The following is a 19,177-nucleotide window of genomic DNA, read 5'->3' on the forward strand; positions in this document are numbered from 1 at the left end:
ACCCCTTCTATCGATTTCCTCCGGCAAGTTGACGTTCCATGCGCTCAAGCTTTCCGCTTACGCTTCCGTCATAAATCCGGTTTCCAATGCGGACTTTAATGCCGCCTATTAAATCCGTCTGCACTTCATTTCTGATTCTGAGCGAAGCGATTCCGGCTTTTTTTGCAAACACTTGAGACAATGATAACATTTCCGCTTCTGACAGCGGTTTTACTGAATAAACAACCGCGTCCTCTGTCTGACGAGCCTGATTGGCAAGTTTGATAAACTCGTCTGTGAGATCAGGCACAATCGAAGACCGGCGGCGGTCAATCAGAAGAAAAATCGTATGCAGCACAGACTCAGACAGTGCGCCGAACGATTGCTGAATCAGCTCTTTTTTCTTAGCGGCCGATACCTTCGGATGGCTTAACACTTCCTGTAATCCGGCTTCGTTCCGGAACACTTCTTTTAGTACGGTAAGCTCTTCTTCGATTTCATTGATTTGAGAAGTCTCAACGGCAATGTCGAAAAGCGCTGACGCGTATCGTTTAGAGACAGCAGATCCACTCATCGGCTTTCTCCTACCTCTTTAAGATAGTCCTGAATCAGTTGTTCCTGGGCTTGTTCATCAAGCTCTTTTTCAATCACTTTCGATGCGATTAAGACAGAAAGTGATGCGACTTGCTCGCGAAGTGCGGAAACCGCTTGTTCTTTTTCTTTGACAATTTCGGTTCTCGCCGCTTCTTTCAATCTTTCAGACTCGGCGCGTGCAGCCTGGATAATGTCTTCCTTCTGCTTTTCACCCAGTTTTTTCGCATTTTCAATGAGTGATTGTGATTCCTGTTTCGCTTCTTTTAAAAGAACGCGCTGCTCTTCAATCAGCTTCTGCGCTTCTTTATTTCTTTCTTCAGCGGACGTAATTTCGCCGGCGATATGATCTTCACGCTGTTTCATTATATTTAATAGCGGTCCAAGAGCGAATTTCTTGAGAAGCGCTAATAAAACTAACATAGCTAACAATTGGAATAGGATATCTCCGCCGTTAAACGACAGTCCTAATTCAAGAGGTAATTGAGACATCTACTACGGCAACTCCCTTCTGCAGGTTTTCTCTGCTGATAAAAAGCCGTTTCGGGACGGCGTGCTTATCAGACATAAAGCAATGGCGAAGGTTCTCTTAGAGTGATCTTCGCCATTTTTAGTTCATATAAGGCTTTTTTGCTTAGCCAAAGAACGCTAAGAACGCGATAACGACAGCGATAATCGGAAGGGCCTCAACCAATGCGATACCCATGAACATAAGAGTTCTAAGTTCTTTTCCTGCTTCCGGCTGACGGGCGATTCCCTCTACCGTACGTGAAACGATCAGACCGTTACCAATACCTGCACCAAGTGCACCTAAACCGATTGCAATTGCAGCTGCTATTAAATTCATGAAAAAGTTCCTCCTTTAAAATGTTATCCGAATGGATATATGATTTTAATGATCATGACTGATTTTGTGTGACATGTACACCATCGTCAGCATCGTAAAGATAAATGCCTGGATGGTACCGATGAACAAGCTGAACGCCTGCCATGCAAGCATCGGAAGAATGGCTCCGACTGTGCCGACCAAACCGAGAAAGAAGCTGTTTGAGTAGAAATTCGTCGCCAGATTCGCAAGCAGGCCAAGAAGAATTTCCCCGGCGAAAATGTTACCGTAAAGACGAAGTCCGAGTGTCAGCGTATTCGCAAACTCCTCAATGATCTTCATCGGGAACATAAGCGGAACCGGTCTGAGGTAATCCTTAGAGTATTCCTTCAAACCTTTCATCTTCACGCCGTAATAGTGCGTTAACGACACAACCATAACGGCTAGAGTCAGAGTAATAGCCGGATCGGCCGTCGGTGATTTCCACCAAAGCTCGTGTCCGACCGTTACAGAAAACGGCAGCCCCAGCATATTTGATACAAATATGTACATCAGCAAGGTTACACCAAGCGCCAAGAAGTTAGCCCCTGTTTTTAAATCCATTGTACTGCCTATAATATTGCGGACAAAATCAACAATCCATTCCATGAAGTTCTGGGCTTTTCCCGGACGGATGGACAGCGTTCTCGTAGTGAGAATCGCAATCAGCAGCACAATCACACTTGCCACAGTAATCATCAGAATGTTTGTCAGATTAAAAGTAAGACCAAACAAATCAATAGTTCTGTAATCGTGATTCAATGGGTTTTCACCTCTCTTCCATTGATGAACGTTTGAGCTGAATAATGGAATCTATCATAATGACGGGATAAATTGTCATTAATCCAATAATCACACTTGCCACACTGACTTTATCGGGATATTTAAAGGCGACAGCCATCGCAAGTATCGCATTGCACCAACGCGCTGCGCTCCCGAGTGATCGTATGGACTTTCCTTTCGCCACGGCCTTGTCAAAAGCATTCATTCTTCTGGTCAAGAGCCACAAATTAAACAAACTGAAAACAGTTCCCAAAAAGAGGCCTAGAAAAACAGTTTTATACGCCGTAAGACCATATCCCAGCAAATAGATTGCTAAGATCACAAATACATATCTCCGTTGTCTGCTGAATGTAAGATTGGGATCGTCCATCAACTATCTGTCTCCTGATGAAAATGTAATATAATTCCTGGATACGGCAAAACATGCGGTTAACCCTTTGCAGAAGGCCTTTTTTTGTCCCGCAAAACGGCCTGTTCGAAAAAACCACTCATCCTCCTGATGCCACGGGATGCTGTTTCATTCGCTTAGATAAATCCTCATATAACGGGTTTTTTTGGAGGATTTAAAATGAGGATGGATACTAGAAATGAAAGGAATGAAAACCTTCTCATAATACCCTCGTTTAGCATACAATAGCCCCTAACATGTGTCAATCTGTTTAAAGTTAAAAAACTTTTTATACCGGGAGCATACACAGAATGTTCACAATTTCACCTATAAATGTATGAACTCTGCCCATTCAGCAAATATCTGGATAAAAAAAGAAAACCCCTGAATGAGGTTTTCCGATTTATTTGGTTCCGTACAGTCGGTCACCCGCGTCACCGAGGCCCGGAACGATATAGCCTTTTTCATTCAGTTTTTCATCAAGGGCGGCGATGTAAATATCAACGTCAGAATGGTGTTTCTGCAGTTCTTCCACGCCTTCCGGAGCCGCTACAAGACACATAAAACGAATGTTTCTCGCGCCGCGCTTTTTCAGGCTGTTTATCGCTTCCACCGCAGAACCCCCCGTAGCAAGCATCGGATCCACGACAATAAATTCGCGTTCTTCTATATCAGAAGGAAGCTTGACATAGTATTCCACCGGTTTTAAGGTTTCCGGATCACGGTATAATCCGACATGTCCCACTTTAGCGGCCGGGATTAATTTCAGCATGCCGTCAACCATTCCGAGACCCGCTCTCAGGATCGGCACGATACCGAGTTTCTTCCCTGAAATCACTTTGGATGTCGCTGTTTGAACAGGTGTTTTCACTTCCACTTCTTTAAGAGGAAGATCACGTGTAATTTCAAACGCCATCAGAGACGCGACTTCGTCCACAAGGTCTCTGAAATCCTTTGTGCCTGTATTTTCATTCCGAATATATGTCAGCTTATGCTGGATTAAAGGATGATCAAATACGTAAACCTTTCCCATACTGTGTTCAGCTCCTTTTTTGTTGTCCGAGTGACTTTTTCACACTTCTATTGATTCTACAGAAAAAGACAAACAGTTTCAAGAAAATCATAAAAAAACCCGCCGGATTAAGGTTCCGGCGGGTTTCTTCCTTATTAATAGTCCAGTTCTTTATATAAAGGAAACTTTTCAGTCAAGACAGATACGCGCTGTCTCGCTTCTTCAAGTTTTGCTTCGTCTTCATGATGTTTCAGCGCGAGGCCGATGATGGCGCCGACTTCTTCAAGCGCGTCACCGTCAAAGCCGCGGCTTGTCACAGCTGCCGTACCGAGACGGATTCCGCTTGTGACGAACGGTTTTTCCGGATCGTAAGGGATCGCGTTTTTATTAGATGTAATGCCGATTTCATCAAGAACGTGTTCAGCGACTTTTCCGGTCAGTCCGAGAGAACGGAGGTCGACAAGCACAAGGTGGTTATCCGTTCCGCCTGATACGAGCTGAATGCCCTCTTTGTTCAGAGACTCAGCCAGGCGCTTCGCGTTCGAGATGACGTTTTGCGCATACGTTTTGAAATCATCTTCAAGCACTTCTCCGAAAGAAACGGCTTTGGCCGCGATGACATGCATAAGCGGTCCGCCTTGGATTCCCGGGAAAATGGATTTATCAATCTTTTTGCCGAACTCTTCACGGCAAAGGATCATTCCTCCGCGGGGGCCGCGAAGTGTTTTGTGAGTCGTTGTCGTTACAAAGTCAGCGTAAGGAACCGGATTCGGATGAAGACCGGCTGCGACAAGACCCGCGATATGCGCCATGTCTACCATGAAGTAAGCGCCGACTTCATCAGCGATTTCGCGGAATTTTTTAAAGTCGATCGTGCGGGGGTACGCGCTCGCTCCGGCAACGATGAGTTTCGGCTTATGCGCCAGCGCTTTTTCACGCACATCTTCATAATCTATATATTGCGTGTCTTTATCGACACCGTATTCTACAAAGTTGTATTGAACGCCGCTGAAATTAACCGGGCTTCCGTGTGTTAAGTGGCCGCCGTGGGAGAGGTTCATCCCGAGCACCGTGTCGCCGTGCTCTAAAATCGTGAAGTAAACAGCCATGTTCGCCTGAGCGCCTGAGTGCGGCTGAACGTTTACATGCTCAGCTCCGAAAATCTCTTTCGCGCGGTCGCGGGCGATGTCCTCAACGACATCAACATGCTCACAGCCGCCGTAGTAGCGTTTGCCGGGGTAGCCTTCAGCATATTTGTTTGTTAAAACAGAGCCTTGTGCTTCCATTACCGCTTCCGTCACGAAGTTTTCAGAAGCAATTAATTCGATCTTAGTCTGTTGACGCTTACGCTCATCTTTGATGGCGTTAAACACTTGTTTGTCTTGTACAGGTAAATGTTTCATCAGCGAGATCCTCTCCTATCCGTTTCCTGTTCTTTATTTTTACCACCCTTATTGTACATGGTTTTTCAGGTGAATGTAACAGCTTATTTAAAAAAATCACAAAATTTAATTAGAAAACACGAACATTATACAGGAAAAGCACTTTCATCATTCGTATTCATAAACGGCGCGAATTCCGCCTATCAGCTTCGGCCTTGTCCGGGCCATCGTCACATGTGCTTCTCCAAGCTCACGGCTTGATATCCGGACAGGGACGGCAACGGGTTTCAGATGCATGCCGATGAACGTATCGCCGATGTCAATCCCGGCATCAGCCTGAATCGATTCGGCGAGCACGGGAGAACGCATCTGCCGGTATGCATAAGAGGCCATTGCTCCGCCCGCTTTCGGGACGGGGACGGCTGAAACAATGGGGAGCCTGAACCGCTTTGCCGTTTCCGCTTCAATGACAAGCGCCCTGTTTAAATGCTCGCAGCATTGAAAAGCAAGATGCACACCCGTTTTTTCCTTAAACCGGTTAAGTCCGCCGTATATCAATTCAGCCCAATCCCCGCTTCCGGCGGTGCCGATCCGGCTTCCGGCGGCTTCACTTGTACTGCACCCGATCACCAGCAGACTGCCGTCCGTCAGTCCTGCCTGCCCTTGAAACTCAGTCAGCATGTCCGTCCATTTTTGCTTCATCTCTTCCATTGTCCAGCACCTCTTACAGATTTTTTTCTTCGTAATCTGCGATTTTGCCGATCCGCCGTTCGTGGCGGCCGCCCGTAAATTCAGTCGTCAGCCAGACTTTTGCGATTTCGCGCGCCAGCCCCGGGCCGATGACGCGTTCGCCCATCGCAAGAACATTCGTGTCATTGTGTTCACGCGTCGCTTTTGCGCTGAAGGTGTCATGGGCAAGCGCACAGCGTATGCCCTTTACCTTATTTGCGGAGATGCTCATGCCGATGCCTGTGCCGCAAATTAAAATTCCCCTGTCAGCTTCGCCGTTCACCACTTTTTCCGCTACCGGAAAAGCGTAGTCTGAATAATCGACAGAGCCGGCGCCGCATTCACAGCCCATATCAATGTATTCAATCTGCAATTCATCCAAAAGACTTTTTATTTCTTCGCGGATATGGACGCCGCCGTGATCTGACGCAATAGCTACTTTCATTCATTTACCTCCTAGGTGTGGCTGGGCGAAGACAGCCCAGTGTGCTTGTCCTTTTTATTACGAAATCCGTTGATTTCATTCTACTCTTTCACATTCGTTTTGCAAATGACCTGTTTGCAGATTTTCTGACAGATTACTTGCTTTTTCCGTCAAGCAATTGATCAGCCAAAAGGGTCAGCAGCTCCTCCAGTTCGTCCCGCGTCTGTTTATAAACATCAAGCGGACCGCCGAACGGGTCAGAGATATCGCCGTTTTCCCCCGTTACGTATTCTTTAATGGTAAAGACTTTGCCCTGACTGTTTTGATATCGGCCTTCAATCAGCTGTTTGTGCTGTTCCGTCATCGCCAGCACCAGATCAGCCGTCTCGATATGTTCTTCCGATAAGGGAGATGAACTGTGATTGAGAGCGATCCGTTTTTCAAACAGCGCTTCTACGGCATGGGCCGACGCTTTTCCGTGCGGAGACGCGAATACGCCGGCCGAACTTACGCTGACGTCCAGCCCTTTCGTTTCTGCAATGGATTTAAAAAGAGCCTCAGCCATAGGACTGCGGCACGTATTGCCTGTACATACAAAGATTATTTTCATGTCCGTCACCTCTTACTGCCTATTATAAATGAAGAAAAAAGAAACGGCATCTTCGTTTCTTTTTTTACGTATCTTATATCGGTAAAAGCAGTTTCAATCCGAATCCGATCAAAATGGCTCCGCCGAGCGCTTCGCTGTAGGAGCCGAGCCACGACTGCACCTTTCTTCCCGCCAAAAGGCCCGCCCATGTTAAAACGGTGCTGAAGACCCCGAACAGCGTAACGGCCAGAAACGGGTTGGAACCGTTCATCCCGAGACTGAGCCCGACAGAAAAGCTGTCCAGACTGACACCGACCGCAAACAGCAACAGTCCCGAGCCTGCCGGAGATATGAGCGGCCCGTCTGATTGTTTAAACGCGGCGATGATCATCTGCACCCCTAAAATGAAAAGAAGAGATCCGCCGATGTAAACGGCAAGCATCCCCAGAAAACCGGACAGCAGATGCCCGGCCGCCATTCCCGCAAGCGGCATCATGACATGAAACAGCCCGATGACAACCCCTATATGAAAAATCTGTTTTTTCTTCAGCTGAATCATTCCCATTCCGAGCCCGACGGAAAAGGCATCCGTCCCCAAAGCAAATGCCATGATGCTTAAGGAGACAAGTTCCCCGATGAATAGATTCGACATGAAATAAAAACCCCCTTGGACGTGCCCGCTTGTTTAGCTTATGCATGTCCGATAAGGGGTAGAACAAGTTAATGGATAACGGTGCCGCCTGCGGCTTTCATCAGCCTGTTCATAATGGCGAGCCCCACTCCGGTATCCGGAAAGGACTCAGAAATAATCATGTCCACTTCCGCTTCATCAAAGCTGCGGAGCGCATCGTATAAGGCGGACGCCACTGTTTCAAGGTCGGCGCGTCTGCCGCAGACCTTGATATAATCAGCCTGGTAACTATCGGCGTTCTCTTCTGTTGTCAAAATGCCGATTCGTTTTCCCCGGCTTTTATATGCGTCTGCCAGTTCTTGAATTCTCCGGGCGCCGCCGTCGGCAATAGCCATCGGCGCAGAAGGCGCGTAATGTGTATATTTCATACCGGGAGAAATAGGAACCTCATCTTCTTCGGTCAGCCCTTTATCCACAAGAACCGGACCGGCGGCGGATTCAATCTGCTCTTTTGTCACGCCGCCCGGACGAAGCAGCACGGGCTGTTTCCCCGTACAGGACAGAACGGTTGATTCCACTCCGATTCCCGTCGCGCCGCCGTCCACAATGCCGGCAATGCGGCCGTTTAAATCATGGGCTACATGCTCGGCCTTCGTCGGGCTCGGTTTTCCTGATAAATTGGCGCTCGGCGCGGCGATCGGCAGTCCGGCCGAGCTGATGAGGGCTAATGCTACCGGATGATCAGGCATTCTGACCGCTACCGTCTCAAGTCCCGCGGTGACACGGGGTGACAGCACACCGGGCTTACACGGCAGAACAAGGGTCAGCGCCCCCGGCCAGAATAGCTTCATCAGCTTTTTCGCCGTCTCAGGAATATGGCTGATAAAACGATCAAGCTGGCTGATATGGGATATATGCACAATCAGCGGGTTATCGCTCGGCCTTCCTTTCGCCTCATATATTTTCGTTACGGCTTCCGTATTTTCAGCGTTAGCGCCCAGTCCGTAAACGGTTTCTGTCGGAAAAGCCACAACCTCATTCTGCCGGAGCAATTCCGCGGCTTGTGTAATCTGGGGATCGGTTGTGGATAATTCTGCGGAACAATCCACAAACCATCTTCTTGTTTTCATGTATAACCAAACTCCTTATTTTAAAGCGGTAAAACTTTATTTTCTCTCGTGTATTCCTTTTGAAAGTATAAAAGATGTCCTTTAATAAAACAAGTGTTATCCACAAACTGTGGACAACACTTTTTAATAAGTGGATAACCTTGTGTATAAGTTAGATCAGGCAGAGGTTTTCACCATTAAAAACGAACCTTCTGTGCATAACGAGTTGCGGAAATGTTCGGACGTATACAGTTCATCAGGCGCATCGGCGCACGCTTCAAATCCCATCACATTCAGAAACTCAGCAGATGAGGGCTGATTGGCGACTAAGTAGACATCTTGAATCTCATGTTTTTTGCACAGCACATCCATACTTTGAAACAGTGTAACGATATGGCTTTGATTCAGCCTGTCCGACATGACGAGTGAACGGAGAAGCCCTTTTCCGCCGCTGAATTTTTCGATCCCGAGACAGGCGGCAATCATTTTTTCGCTGTCTTCCAGTACGATAAACCGGCTGGTCTGCTGATCGATTTCCGCATGTGCCGTATCAGCCTTTTTCAAAAAGGCCTCCAGCGCCTCCGTATCTTGATCTCTTGCCACTCTCAGCTGATAAAACATATATTTCCCTCCGTTTCGATCAACTCTTTCTTCCAATCTATGAATCGAATCCGGATTTATGCCTTTTACTTCAGGAAAATAGATCTGAAATCCAATCGACGAGGAAAAACTTCACTTCGGTATCATCGTCATCTTTATTTTCTTTATTTTCTTTCTTCGCTTTATCAGCCTTTGCTTTTACGTCATCCAGCACTTTTTTAGTCTGTTTCTGCGTTTCTTCCTGCTTCTGTCCGCCGTCTTCCTGATCTTTCACCGCTTCGCCGTTTGAGAAATCAAGGAAGCACAGCGGCGGAAACAAGACGCACCACCAGTTGGCGCCCTCGCCATTGCCGAGTGTAATTAAAATCGCTTCATATTTTCCGGCCGGATAGACCATATTGCCGTAAAGCTTTGTCGGAAACGAGATTTTATTGAATTGAACTGAAACGGATTGATGCGCACCCTTTTCTTTCATCGTCTGTTTGGCGATTTCTTTAATTTCAGGAAGCTTCGAACGAATGAGCCGCCGCGCTTCTTCAATGGAAGTGATATCTTTCACCCAGTCCGTGATTTGCTTGTTTACAGCATCTCTGATCTGGCGCTTGAGCTTTTGATCCTCATCGTTATCACTGTTGGCCAAAATTCTGAGCCGGATCGCTTCATCCGGTATGACGACGGGCTCATCGGCTGATGCCCGCGCCGTTTCTTCTTTTGTCAAACCCGCAAGCGCTCCTGATAATAAAAGAAAAATATATATGCAGATCATCATTGTCTGTTTCATCGGTCCCCACCGTTCCTCTCCGTGCTTTTTTTATCTAGTCCCATTATGGACATGACGGAAAAGGTTTAAACCGGCGGGAAGAAAAAAATCTAGCAAGCTGATAATCTGCATTGACAGATTCAAAATATGGTACGATATTATTTTGATAGGAGGTTTTCAGATGAAATATAATTACACCGTGCTGCTGTCGGCGGCATGTATGTCTGTCATTTATTCTATTTTGTATGTTCATCAATTCATTATCGCGGCTTTCATTTCGATGGCGTTTTATTTTTTGTTTCCTTATTTGATTTTTGCGCTGCCGCTTCAATACTTTCTGAATAAAAAGCCGAAAAGATTTCATCCGCTGTATTTTCTTTATTATTTAGGGATGTCATTTATTGCAAACGGGATTATCTTCGGTCTTTTGCAGCCGTCAGGCCAATCTCTGTTTTCTAATTCAGCCTTTTATATCTTTGCGGTTTTAACAGCCGTCGTCTATTGGGTATGGGATTCCGTATTGCTGCAAAGACAAAATCCGGCTACAGAAGCGTAATCAGCAGACAGCCGGCTGAAGGGAGAGCGGCGCAAAAGAAAACGGCAGCCATCTTTAAACGGGCGTGCCGTCCTTCTTCTGTTTCAGAATGATAATTGGCCCGCTGCTCCGCTCCGCTTACGGCCAACCCGGAAACGTTGATCGCTGTGACGATAAGAACAGCCGTAACGGCGCCGAAAATGATATCAACGCCAAACGGCAGAACAAACCCCGCCGCATAAGCTGCGGCGGCGAGTATACATCCGAAGGCGAACGCTTTTTTCAAGGCGGATGCCCCTTTCATTTTCTTTCCATTGTAACAAAAGCCCGCCGTGTGCGTCACCGGCGGGCTTTTTTCATGATGTGATGACCGCGGATACGGTTCTGTCTTTTCCGTTGATGTCCTGTACGACTTCCACTTCCGCATTCGGAAAGGAATGACGGAACAGGTCTTTCACGGCTTTCCCCTGATTATATCCGATTTCAAAGACGACAAGCGCTTTATCTTTCATGACAAGAGGCAGCTCCTCCATAAACCGCTTGTAGAATTTCAAACCGTCACCGCCGTCCGTAAGAGCATGAAGCGGCTCATGGAAACGGACGATATCCGACAAATCGGCCATTTCTTCTTCAGAAATATACGGCGGATTGGAAACAATAATATCCGCTTTTTTTCCTGATGAAATAAAAGGAGTTAACAGATCTCCCTGCAAAAAACAGACGTCCGCTCCGAGGTTTTGCGCATTTCTTTCCGCCACCTGCAGCGCTTCTTTTGAAATATCCGAAGCCGATACTGAAAAATGTCCGCATTCAAGGGCGAGCGTCACCGCAATGGCACCGCTCCCCGTACCGATATCAATGACGTTCAGGCGTTCTGCCTCGGAAAATGCCCGCTTCTGTCTGTCCAGCAGATGAAAGACGACTTCTTCCGTTTCCGGACGCGGAATGAGAACATCGTCATTCACAAAAAATTCCCTGCCGTAAAACTGTTCTTTCCCGATAATATATTGAATCGGAATACCTTCTTTATGCATCTCCACGTGCCGTCTGAATCGATAAAGCTCGTCCTCGCCGACGGGCTCCTGCAGACTTGCGAGAAGCTTGCTCCGATCCATTCCGGTATCATTTAACAGCAGCAGCTCGGCCGCGTTTTTTTCTCTTCCCGCTTCGGTTAAATAAGAAGAAGCCCAGCTTAGGGCTTCAAAAACGGTCTTCATCTTAATTTTCCGCCTGCTGGAGCTTGCTTGACTGGTCTTCTACGATTAACGCTTCAACCACTTCATCAAGCTTGCCTTCCAGGATTTGATCCAGCTTTTGAATCGTCAGGCCGATGCGGTGATCCGTCACACGGTTTTGCGGGAAATTGTATGTGCGGATACGCTCGGAACGGTCGCCTGAACCGACGGCTGATTTACGGGTCTGATCATATTCAGCCTGAGCTTCCTGCTGGAATTTGTCATAGATTCTGGCGCGGAGCACCTTCATCGCTTTTTCTTTGTTTTTAATCTGAGATTTTTCATCCTGACAGGAAACGACAACACCGGTCGGTAAATGCGTCAGGCGTACGGCCGACATCGTCGTGTTTACGCTTTGTCCGCCCGGTCCGCTTGATGCGAATGTATCGACGCGGATGTCTTTTTCGTGGATGTCCACTTCTACTTCTTCCGCTTCAGGAAGACACGCCACCGTCGCCGTGGATGTATGAATACGGCCGCCTGATTCCGTTTCCGGAACACGCTGTACGCGGTGCGCGCCATTTTCATACTTCAGCTTGGAGTATGCGCCTTTTCCCGTAATCATAAAGATGATTTCTTTGTAACCGCCCGTTCCGGTCACGTTTGCTTCCATGACTTCAGTCTTCCAGCCTTGAATTTCGGCGTAACGGGAGTACATTCTGTAGAGATTTCCCGCAAACAGCGCGGCTTCTTCTCCTCCCGCTGCTCCGCGGATCTCCATGATTACGTTTTTGTCATCGTTCGGGTCTTTCGGGATGAGGAGCACTTTCAAACGCTCTGATAAGGTTTCCGTCTCTCCCTGCAGTTCGGAGATTTCTTCCTTCACCATTTCTCTCATATCGGCATCAAGCTTTTCCTCAAGCATCGCTTTCGCATCGGCAAGCTGTTCTGATGCGTCTCTGTATTGTCTATAGACTTCAACGGTTTCTTGTATATCAGATTGCTCTTTCGAATATTCTCTAAGCTTTTTCGGATCGTTGACCACTTCCGGATCACTTAAAAGCTCATTTAATTTTTCGTATCGTTGTTCAATTGACTGTAAACGGTCTAACACGGTCTTCACCTCTGTTTTCCTGTGCGTAACATTCTCATTATAGTATAGGGCTTATCGCCAGTCAAAAGCAATTCGCCTCTGTTATACTGAAGCAAAAAAGGAGGGGCGGATATGCTGAAATCCATCCACCATATAGCAATCATATGCTCTGATTATGAAAAGTCGAAAGCTTTTTACACCGAGATTCTCGGCTTCGGCATTATAAAAGAAACATACCGAAAGGAACGGGAATCTTATAAACTTGATCTTGCGCTGGACGGCGCGTACGCGATTGAATTGTTTTCCTTTCCCGATCCGCCCGAACGGCCGACCAGACCGGAAGCCGCGGGTCTCCGGCATCTCGCTTTCACCGTAAACGATCTTGAAGCAGCCGTCAGGGAGTTAAAGGAAAAGGGCGTCGGCACAGAACCGATCAGAACCGATCCGCTGACGGGGAAACGGTTTACCTTTTTCTTCGATCCCGACAAGCTTCCGCTTGAATTGTATGAAGCGTAACGTTTTTTGAAGAAATGCCGCTTTCTTTGGCGAATTCCTTCTTGTTTTGTCTAACATGAAGGGAACGCCGCCTCATGGTCGAATACCTAGCAAAAAGGAGGTATGTGATCATGAATACAAACATGGCCGCGAAAGAGCTCGGCGTCTCCGCAAAAACGGTGCAAAGGTGGGTCAAGCAGCTGAATCTTCCGGCTGAACGGAATGAGCTCGGACATTATTCCTTTACACCTGAGGATCTTGATGTGCTGAAATCGGTCAAACGGCAAATTTCTGAAGGCACTGCCCTTCTGGACGTTCAAGTGCCCCGGCAGCCGAAAAAACGGACGGGCTTCATTTTGCAGCGTCCGAAAATCAATGTTGGCGCTGAACAAAGATTGGCAGAGCTGGAGCGCAAACTGGACATTCTCACGAAAGAGAAACAAGGTGAGAACCATCTGCTTTCAAGGATAGAGGAGCTTGAACGCCAGCTGAAACAAAAGGCGGATGAAGGGGTGTCTTATCAGCTTCTTCAGCACAGGCGGGAAATTGACGACCTCAATACCGAATTGCAGACATTGGCCTCCCGCATCCAGGAACTTGCCCAGACAGCTCCCCTCTCAGAAACAGCCGCTTCTTCAGAACATAAGAAACCCAGAAAAAAAACGAAATTTTCGCCTTTTAAATTTCAATTCTAATCAAAAAAGCTCCCTGAAACAGGGAGCTTTTCATTATGCAGTCAGCGCAATGATGATCGGCAGTGAGATGAGAGATAAAATCGCACTGATCACGAACGCGGACGCAGTTTCTTCCTCTTGTTTTTCGAAACGTGTGGCAATCATCGCCGCTACCGCAGATCCAGGGAATGCAACGAGCAATACCGCTTTAGTGATCTGGTCAGCCGGAAGTCCGACTGCAAGAGCGATCAAGTACATCAGCGCAGGCTGAACGGCAACTTTTAACAAAGCGATACCGAAAGCCGGCAGACTGAGCTTAATGTTGCGGATACCGACAGTTACACCGACGGCGAAGAGCGCAACACCTGATGTTGTGCTTCCGAGCTGATCAAGCATTTTTTCTCCCAAGCCAGGGAGTGTTACACCGCAGAGTACCAGAATGATACTGATAAGCGGTGCAGCCGCAAGCGGTTCGGAAAGACCGTGAAGAATAGACTTACCAGTCATTTTCCAGAAGTTCTCGTTTTCAGTGTCTTTTTTCTTAGATGACTCACCGACAGTAGCGATAATGATCGCTAGCGGGTCAAGGATGGCGTTAACCACGATACCCGTAACGGCGATAGGAATCGCTACTTCGCTTGCTCCGAATAAGCTTCCGAGTACGGGAATACCCATAAAAGCAAATGTCGGCTGTGCAGAGTTTAAAGAAAATACAGATGAATTCGTTAAATCATACTTGAAGATAAATTTGCAAACCAACAAAATGACGATAAAGAATCCGACAATCCCAATGATCAAAGCGACCATCAAAGGAACCTGTGATAAAAACGCACTTCTTGAAGTGGTTAAAATACTTGCGATAAAATGCGCCGGAAGCGCGTACTTCGTAACTAAGGTGCTTACCCCTTTTGCTGACTTCGCGTCATAACTTCCGAAGCGACCTGCGAACCATCCCAGCACGATCACGAAAAAGATCGGCGCCAGGAGGATTAAAATATCTAAGAAGCTCAAAATGTTCTCCTCCAAATCCTTAATGTCCGTATACTTTAGCCTTTATATAAAAGCTTTCCCTCGGACTGTAAAATTAATCGTAAAAATTATTTAGCGACAACTTGTTTATATTGCGGTTTCCACATTGCATCAAGAACGGCTTGTTCTACATTTTCAGGAATGCGGTTTGCCACGCCTTCTTTAATGGCAGTTTCCGCTACGGCGATCGCAACTTTAATTGAAACTTCTTGTAAGTCGCTCATGCTCGGCAGAAGGCCTGCACCCGGTGTTTCAAAATCAACGCTTTCTGCGATTGCGTCAGCAGTTGCCGCAAACATTGCAGGAGTAATCACTTTCGCTTCTACAACGATTGAACCGAGACCAAGTCCAGGGAACGCGAATGCGTTGTTAGATTGTCCGATTTCATGAGAAACGCCATTGTACTCTACATTGTCAAACGGGCTTCCTGTCGCCACAAGCACTTTGCCGTCAGTCCATTTGAAAAGATCGCTAGGAACGGCTTCAGCAAGCGGTGTCGGGTTAGACATCGGCATGATGACCGGACGCTCAACGTGTTTTGCCATTTCTTTGACGATTTCTTCACTGAACGCGCCGCTTTGGCCTGATGTACCGATTAAGATTGTCGGTTTCGCTTGACGGATCACTTCAATGAAAGGAATTTGTCCATTTTCATCGCGTTTCCAATCTTTAATTTCTTCAGCTGTGCGCAGGTACGGCTCTTGGAAATCAAGAATGTTTTCCATACCTTCAATTAACAAGCCTCTGTAGTCCATTGTGTAGAACGCTTTGTTGGCTTCTTCTTCAGAAAGACCGGCAAGCACCATAGTGTCGCGGATTTGGTCAGCGATTCCGATTCCGGCAGATCCCGCACCGAAGACAACCACACGCTGGTCTTTAATAGACGCGCCTGTTTTCTTCATAGCCGCAAGCACACCTGCAAGCGTAATCGCGCCTGTTCCTTGAATGTCATCGTTGAATGTAAGAATTTCATGGTTGTATTTCTTCATGATATTGCGCGCGTTTTTGTTTCCAAGGTCTTCCCAGTGAAGAAGAGCTTTAGGGAAATATTTAAGCGCAGCTTTTACATAAGCGTCAACGAAAGCTTCGTAACGTTCGCCTTGGATACGTTCATGGCGGTTACCGATGTATAAAGGATCGTTCAGAAGTTTTTCATTGTTCGTACCGACGTCAAGAACGACAGGAATAACACGGCTTGGGTCAATACCGGCAGCAGCTGTGTATACCGCTAATTTTCCGATGGCGATGTTGATACCGCCCACACCCCAGTCACCGATTCCGAGGATGCTTTCTGAGTCTGTCGCAACGATCAGATCAATATCTCCGGCAGTGGCATGAAGGTTTTCAAATGCCTCTTCGATTCCTTCCACGTTGTCGATAGAAAGGTAAATCCCTTGAGGTCTTCTGTACTCATGGCTGTATTCTTGAATCGCTTCACCGACAGTCGGTGTGTAAACAACCGGCAGCATTTCACGAAGATGGTTTTGAAGCAATTTAAAGAAAAGAACTTCGTTACGGTTTTGCAAATCATTCAAATACACGTTTTGGCGAAGGCGGTCCGGCTGAGCTTGAAACTGCTCGTATGCGCGTTTTGCCTGCTCATCAAGAGACAGAATTGTCGGAGGAAGCAGCCCGTCTAATCCAAGGCTTTTTCTTTCTTCTGCTGAAAACGCAACACCTTTATTTAAAGTAGGGATAGATAGAACTTCTTTTCCTCTTAAAGTAGTTTCTAAGTTGCCTTCCTTCGTTACTTTAATATTATTCAAGAAAATCTCCTTCTTTCTTCAAATAGTTAACAAAGTTAAGTAATTACCCATTTTGGCTAGTGTGATCGCGATCTGCTATATCTTTTTTTGACAATTATTCGAACAATGTCTCATAACTATTTACATTACTTAGTCATTTTATGCCTGTAAAAATGAAAATTCAAGAGATGAAAATTACTTAATTTTTTCATACTCTTTTTTAAGTTATTTAACTACAATTTTTGAAAAAACGTCAAAAAAACACCGGATTTTTTACCGATGTTTTCATGAAAAGGGTTATTTATCAGTCTGTTTTTTTCGGCACTTCGTGATGATGTCTGCATCTCGCTTCGTATGACTCCGACGCGCCGACTAAAATGACCGGATCATCATAGGAAGCGGGCTTCCCGTCAATCAAACGCTGCGTACGGCTTGCCGGCGACCCGCAAACGGAGCAGACCGCCTGCAGCTTCGTCACCGATTCGGCAACCGCCATCAGATTCGGCACCACGCCGAAAGGCTCTCCCCGGAAATCCATATCAAGTCCGGCAGCGATGACACGATAGCCTTTATCCGCAAGCGAGGATAAGTCGCCGATGATCGATTCGCCGAAAAACTGCACCTCATCTACCGCGATGACGTCCGTGCTTTCACTGATATGATCCCATATTTCAGCCGAAGACGAGATGACGTGGCTTGTCATGGATGTGCCGTTGTGAGAAACGACGGCCTCCTCACTGTAGCGATTATCAATGGCAGGTTTGAACACCTTGACCTCCTGCTTCGCATATGTCGCTCTTTTCACTCTGCGGATCAGCTCTTCTGATTTCCCAGAGAACATGCTGCCGCATATCAGCTCAAGCCATCCGCTTTGCTTCATTATGTACATAGGCTATCCGCTCCCCTTTTTTTCCTGTTTATGGACATAAAAAACAGGCAAGAAGCAATTCTTGCCTGCCTGTAAAATCTATTATTACTTAAGACCGTATTTTTTGTTAAAGCGATCAACACGACCATCAGCAGAAGCGAATTTTTGACGTCCAGTGTAGAATGGGTGGCATTCAGAGCAAATCTCAACGCGTACCTCTTCTTTTACTGAGCCTGTTTCAAATTCATTTCCGCAAGCGCATTTAACTGTTGCTTTTTTGAAATTAGGATGAATTCCTGCTTTCATTGTATCCATCTCCTTCCGCCCTGAATCCCGTGTGGAAACAGAGTTATTATTCCGGAGTAATCCGGAACGCATATGAGAGAATTATATCAGTCATTTACTGCATTTGCAAATACATTTTTTATCAGCGGCGAGCTGATGATGAAAGGTTTGCCTGCTTCCATTCTTGGTTGATCAGATCGAAGAATTCCTGATTCGTTTTTGTTTTTTTCATTTTTCTCATAAACTTCTCTGCGAAGTCCGGAGAATCAGACATCGATTTGCGGATCGCCCATAAACGGTCAAGATGCTCTTTCGGCACGAGCAGCTCTTCCTTCCGTGTGCCGGAGCGGCGGATATCGATCGCCGGGAAAATCCGTCTTTCCGCAAGAGAACGGTCAAGGTGAAGCTCCATGTTGCCCGTTCCTTTAAACTCTTCATAGATGACGTCATCCATCCGGGAGCCCGTGTCCACGAGCGCCGTCGCCAAAATGGTCAGGCTGCCGCCCTCTTCAATGTTTCGCGCGGCACCGAAAAAGCGCTTCGGACGATGGAACGCAGCCGGGTCAATCCCGCCGGAAAGCGTACGTCCGCTTGGCGGGATAACGAGGTTGTAGGCCCGTGCCAGGCGGGTAATGCTGTCCATCAGAATGATAACGTCTTTTTTGTGTTCAACGAGACGCATCGCCCGTTCAAGCACAAGCTCCGCTACCTTAATGTGATTTTCCGGCACTTCATCGAACGTCGAGCTGACGACATCGCCCGCTACGGAACGTTCAATATCCGTTACTTCTTCCGGTCTTTCATCAATTAAGAGAACGATCAATTCAGCGTCAGGTTGATTTGTCGTAATGCTGTTAGCGATTTCTTTTAACAGCATGGTTTTACCGGCTTTCGGCGGCGCCACGATCAGACCGCGCTGGCCGAAACCCACGGGAGCCATCATATCAAGAATTCTTGTTGAGAGATAATTCGGTTTCGTCTCAAGCACCATTTGGCGGTCCGGATAAAGCGGAGTCAGCGCAGGAAAATGGACGCGCTCTTTCGCAGATTCCGGATCATCTCCATTTACCGCTTCAACGTGCAAAAGTCCGTAATAGCGTTCGTTTTCTTTCGGCGGACGCACCTTGCCGGATACTTTGTCACCGTTTCTTAAATCAAAGCGGCGGATCTGAGAAGCAGAAATGTAGATGTCTTCTGAGCTTGGCGAGTAATTAATCGGTCTGAGGAAGCCGAATCCTTCCGATTGGATGATTTCGAGCACGCCTTCCATAAACAGAAGATCCTCCTGCTCGGCGTTGGCTTTCAGAATGGCAAAGATTAATTCTTTTTTAGTCAGTTTGCTGTAGTAGGAGATTTTATAATGTCTGGCCAGTTCATATAGTTCTTTTAATTTCATATTTTCCAAAGAGGAAATAGATACGTCTTTCATAAAAACA

The 19,177-nt window shown here is 46.8% G+C and carries 25 protein-coding genes; 3 read left to right on the top strand and 22 right to left on the bottom strand.

Features of this window, described 5'->3' with window-relative positions; genetic code table 11:
- Positions 1-7: 7 nt before the first annotated feature.
- The 14 genes from NYE62_RS18825 to spoIIR form a co-directional block, all read right to left on the bottom strand.
- Complete coding sequence (locus NYE62_RS18825) at positions 8-553, bottom strand: F0F1 ATP synthase subunit delta (protein WP_003151169.1); 546 nt, start codon at positions 551-553, stop codon at positions 8-10.
- Positions 550-1,062, bottom strand: a complete 513-nt coding sequence (gene atpF / locus NYE62_RS18830) for a F0F1 ATP synthase subunit B (RefSeq protein ID WP_003151168.1) — start codon at positions 1,060-1,062, stop codon at positions 550-552. The genes NYE62_RS18825 and atpF overlap by 4 nt, the downstream gene beginning before the upstream one ends.
- A gap of 142 nt (positions 1,063-1,204) precedes the next feature.
- Positions 1,205-1,417: a F0F1 ATP synthase subunit C gene (atpE, locus tag NYE62_RS18835; RefSeq protein ID WP_003151167.1), complete on the bottom strand. Its 213-nt coding sequence runs from the start codon at positions 1,415-1,417 to the stop codon at positions 1,205-1,207.
- Positions 1,418-1,462: 45 nt separating this feature from the next.
- The gene (atpB, locus tag NYE62_RS18840) at positions 1,463-2,197 is read right to left on the bottom strand and encodes a F0F1 ATP synthase subunit A (protein ID WP_014419099.1); all 735 of its coding nucleotides are present in this window, start codon (positions 2,195-2,197) and stop codon (positions 1,463-1,465) included.
- Between the two features lie 7 nt (positions 2,198-2,204).
- The gene (gene atpI / locus NYE62_RS18845; protein ID WP_003151155.1) at positions 2,205-2,588 is read right to left on the bottom strand and encodes an ATP synthase subunit I; all 384 of its coding nucleotides are present in this window, start codon (positions 2,586-2,588) and stop codon (positions 2,205-2,207) included.
- 421 nt (positions 2,589-3,009) lie between these two features.
- The gene (upp, locus tag NYE62_RS18850) at positions 3,010-3,639 is read right to left on the bottom strand and encodes a uracil phosphoribosyltransferase (RefSeq protein WP_033574393.1); all 630 of its coding nucleotides are present in this window, start codon (positions 3,637-3,639) and stop codon (positions 3,010-3,012) included.
- Positions 3,640-3,773: 134 nt separating this feature from the next.
- Complete coding sequence (glyA, locus tag NYE62_RS18855) at positions 3,774-5,021, bottom strand: serine hydroxymethyltransferase (RefSeq protein WP_033574392.1); 1,248 nt, start codon at positions 5,019-5,021, stop codon at positions 3,774-3,776.
- 147 nt (positions 5,022-5,168) lie between these two features.
- A complete protein-coding gene (locus tag NYE62_RS18860; protein ID WP_342497120.1) occupies positions 5,169-5,711 on the bottom strand; it encodes a TIGR01440 family protein in 543 nt (180 codons plus the stop codon).
- A gap of 13 nt (positions 5,712-5,724) precedes the next feature.
- Positions 5,725-6,174: a ribose 5-phosphate isomerase B gene (gene rpiB, locus NYE62_RS18865; protein WP_003151149.1), complete on the bottom strand. Its 450-nt coding sequence runs from the start codon at positions 6,172-6,174 to the stop codon at positions 5,725-5,727.
- 133 nt (positions 6,175-6,307) lie between these two features.
- Entirely contained in the window at positions 6,308-6,763 is a 456-nt protein-coding gene (locus NYE62_RS18870) for a low molecular weight protein arginine phosphatase (RefSeq protein ID WP_003151148.1), read from the bottom strand.
- A gap of 73 nt (positions 6,764-6,836) precedes the next feature.
- The gene (locus NYE62_RS18875) at positions 6,837-7,394 is read right to left on the bottom strand and encodes a manganese efflux pump MntP family protein (protein ID WP_015418417.1); all 558 of its coding nucleotides are present in this window, start codon (positions 7,392-7,394) and stop codon (positions 6,837-6,839) included.
- Positions 7,395-7,462: 68 nt separating this feature from the next.
- Positions 7,463-8,503 (bottom strand): L-threonylcarbamoyladenylate synthase, encoded by a 1,041-nt coding sequence (locus NYE62_RS18880; RefSeq protein ID WP_007407602.1) that lies wholly within the window; start codon positions 8,501-8,503, stop codon positions 7,463-7,465.
- A 156-nt stretch (positions 8,504-8,659) separates the two neighbouring features.
- On the bottom strand, positions 8,660-9,103 hold the full coding sequence (locus tag NYE62_RS18885; RefSeq protein ID WP_015418419.1) for a hypothetical protein: 444 nt from the start codon (positions 9,101-9,103) through the stop codon (positions 8,660-8,662).
- A 70-nt stretch (positions 9,104-9,173) separates the two neighbouring features.
- Positions 9,174-9,863, bottom strand: a complete 690-nt coding sequence (spoIIR, locus tag NYE62_RS18890; protein WP_251257225.1) for a stage II sporulation protein R — start codon at positions 9,861-9,863, stop codon at positions 9,174-9,176.
- Positions 9,864-10,023: 160 nt separating this feature from the next.
- Between spoIIR and NYE62_RS18895 the strand changes: the two genes are divergently transcribed.
- On the top strand, positions 10,024-10,398 hold the full coding sequence (locus NYE62_RS18895) for a UPF0715 family protein (RefSeq protein WP_342497121.1): 375 nt from the start codon (positions 10,024-10,026) through the stop codon (positions 10,396-10,398).
- Here the strand turns inward: NYE62_RS18895 and NYE62_RS18900 are convergent.
- The 3 genes from NYE62_RS18900 to prfA all read right to left on the bottom strand — a co-directional run bounded on the left by NYE62_RS18900 (position 10,385) and on the right by prfA (position 12,666).
- Positions 10,385-10,663 carry a DUF5316 family protein gene (locus NYE62_RS18900; RefSeq protein WP_061860954.1) on the bottom strand — a complete coding sequence of 93 codons (279 nt, stop codon included), beginning with the start codon at positions 10,661-10,663 and terminating at the stop codon, positions 10,385-10,387. The genes NYE62_RS18895 and NYE62_RS18900 overlap by 14 nt on opposite strands.
- A 70-nt stretch (positions 10,664-10,733) precedes the next feature.
- Complete coding sequence (prmC, locus tag NYE62_RS18905; RefSeq protein ID WP_015240760.1) at positions 10,734-11,594, bottom strand: peptide chain release factor N(5)-glutamine methyltransferase; 861 nt, start codon at positions 11,592-11,594, stop codon at positions 10,734-10,736.
- Position 11,595: 1 nt separating this feature from the next.
- Positions 11,596-12,666 carry a peptide chain release factor 1 gene (prfA, locus tag NYE62_RS18910; RefSeq protein WP_003151139.1) on the bottom strand — a complete coding sequence of 357 codons (1,071 nt, stop codon included), beginning with the start codon at positions 12,664-12,666 and terminating at the stop codon, positions 11,596-11,598.
- 111 nt (positions 12,667-12,777) lie between these two features.
- Here prfA and NYE62_RS18915 point away from each other — a divergent pair, with 111 nt between their 5' ends.
- Together NYE62_RS18915 and racA are read left to right on the top strand one after the other, a co-directional pair.
- Entirely contained in the window at positions 12,778-13,161 is a 384-nt protein-coding gene (locus NYE62_RS18915) for a VOC family protein (RefSeq protein WP_003151138.1), read from the top strand.
- A 110-nt stretch (positions 13,162-13,271) separates the two neighbouring features.
- Positions 13,272-13,835, top strand: coding sequence for a chromosome-anchoring protein RacA (racA, locus tag NYE62_RS18920; RefSeq protein ID WP_342497122.1), 564 nt, complete (start codon positions 13,272-13,274; stop codon positions 13,833-13,835).
- Positions 13,836-13,868: 33 nt separating this feature from the next.
- Here racA and NYE62_RS18925 read toward each other — a convergent pair whose 3' ends face one another.
- From NYE62_RS18925 to rho, 5 genes are all read right to left on the bottom strand, one after another.
- Positions 13,869-14,825 (bottom strand): AEC family transporter, encoded by a 957-nt coding sequence (locus NYE62_RS18925; protein ID WP_007407608.1) that lies wholly within the window; start codon positions 14,823-14,825, stop codon positions 13,869-13,871.
- Positions 14,826-14,911: 86 nt separating this feature from the next.
- The gene (gene malS, locus NYE62_RS18930; RefSeq protein WP_007407609.1) at positions 14,912-16,609 is read right to left on the bottom strand and encodes an oxaloacetate-decarboxylating malate dehydrogenase; all 1,698 of its coding nucleotides are present in this window, start codon (positions 16,607-16,609) and stop codon (positions 14,912-14,914) included.
- Positions 16,610-16,892: 283 nt separating this feature from the next.
- Positions 16,893-17,477 (bottom strand): thymidine kinase, encoded by a 585-nt coding sequence (locus NYE62_RS18935; protein ID WP_007614390.1) that lies wholly within the window; start codon positions 17,475-17,477, stop codon positions 16,893-16,895.
- An 84-nt stretch (positions 17,478-17,561) separates the two neighbouring features.
- Complete coding sequence (rpmE, locus tag NYE62_RS18940; protein WP_003151132.1) at positions 17,562-17,762, bottom strand: 50S ribosomal protein L31; 201 nt, start codon at positions 17,760-17,762, stop codon at positions 17,562-17,564.
- 121 nt (positions 17,763-17,883) lie between these two features.
- Complete coding sequence (gene rho, locus NYE62_RS18945; RefSeq protein ID WP_003151107.1) at positions 17,884-19,170, bottom strand: transcription termination factor Rho; 1,287 nt, start codon at positions 19,168-19,170, stop codon at positions 17,884-17,886.
- Between the last annotated feature and the right edge of the window lie 7 nt (positions 19,171-19,177).

This window comes from Bacillus sp. FSL K6-2861 (assembly GCF_038630725.1).
Classification (GTDB): Bacteria; Bacillota; Bacilli; order Bacillales; family Bacillaceae; genus Bacillus; species Bacillus velezensis.

Excerpts from the sequence above, each read along its gene's own strand:
- spoIIR (WP_251257225.1), bottom strand. The coding sequence starts at position 9,863 with ATGAAACAGACAATGATGATCTGCATATATATTTTTCTTTTATTATCA.
- rpiB (WP_003151149.1), bottom strand. The coding sequence starts at position 6,174 with ATGAAAGTAGCTATTGCGTCAGATCACGGCGGCGTCCATATCCGCGAA.
- NYE62_RS18880 (WP_007407602.1), bottom strand. The coding sequence starts at position 8,503 with ATGAAAACAAGAAGATGGTTTGTGGATTGTTCCGCAGAATTATCCACA.
- prmC (WP_015240760.1), bottom strand. The coding sequence starts at position 11,594 with ATGAAGACCGTTTTTGAAGCCCTAAGCTGGGCTTCTTCTTATTTAACC.
- NYE62_RS18915 (WP_003151138.1), top strand. The coding sequence starts at position 12,778 with ATGCTGAAATCCATCCACCATATAGCAATCATATGCTCTGATTATGAA.
- NYE62_RS18935 (WP_007614390.1), bottom strand. The coding sequence starts at position 17,477 with ATGTACATAATGAAGCAAAGCGGATGGCTTGAGCTGATATGCGGCAGC.
- atpF (WP_003151168.1), bottom strand. The coding sequence starts at position 1,062 with ATGTCTCAATTACCTCTTGAATTAGGACTGTCGTTTAACGGCGGAGAT.
- glyA (WP_033574392.1), bottom strand. The coding sequence starts at position 5,021 with ATGAAACATTTACCTGTACAAGACAAACAAGTGTTTAACGCCATCAAA.
- racA (WP_342497122.1), top strand. The coding sequence starts at position 13,272 with ATGAATACAAACATGGCCGCGAAAGAGCTCGGCGTCTCCGCAAAAACG.
- atpE (WP_003151167.1), bottom strand. The coding sequence starts at position 1,417 with ATGAATTTAATAGCAGCTGCAATTGCAATCGGTTTAGGTGCACTTGGT.
- NYE62_RS18870 (WP_003151148.1), bottom strand. The coding sequence starts at position 6,763 with ATGAAAATAATCTTTGTATGTACAGGCAATACGTGCCGCAGTCCTATG.
- NYE62_RS18860 (WP_342497120.1), bottom strand. The coding sequence starts at position 5,711 with ATGGAAGAGATGAAGCAAAAATGGACGGACATGCTGACTGAGTTTCAA.
- rho (WP_003151107.1), bottom strand. The coding sequence starts at position 19,170 with ATGAAAGACGTATCTATTTCCTCTTTGGAAAATATGAAATTAAAAGAA.
- NYE62_RS18875 (WP_015418417.1), bottom strand. The coding sequence starts at position 7,394 with ATGTCGAATCTATTCATCGGGGAACTTGTCTCCTTAAGCATCATGGCA.
- NYE62_RS18825 (WP_003151169.1), bottom strand. The coding sequence starts at position 553 with ATGAGTGGATCTGCTGTCTCTAAACGATACGCGTCAGCGCTTTTCGAC.
- NYE62_RS18895 (WP_342497121.1), top strand. The coding sequence starts at position 10,024 with ATGAAATATAATTACACCGTGCTGCTGTCGGCGGCATGTATGTCTGTC.
- atpI (WP_003151155.1), bottom strand. The coding sequence starts at position 2,588 with ATGGACGATCCCAATCTTACATTCAGCAGACAACGGAGATATGTATTT.
- upp (WP_033574393.1), bottom strand. The coding sequence starts at position 3,639 with ATGGGAAAGGTTTACGTATTTGATCATCCTTTAATCCAGCATAAGCTG.
- rpmE (WP_003151132.1), bottom strand. The coding sequence starts at position 17,762 with ATGAAAGCAGGAATTCATCCTAATTTCAAAAAAGCAACAGTTAAATGC.
- NYE62_RS18885 (WP_015418419.1), bottom strand. The coding sequence starts at position 9,103 with ATGTTTTATCAGCTGAGAGTGGCAAGAGATCAAGATACGGAGGCGCTG.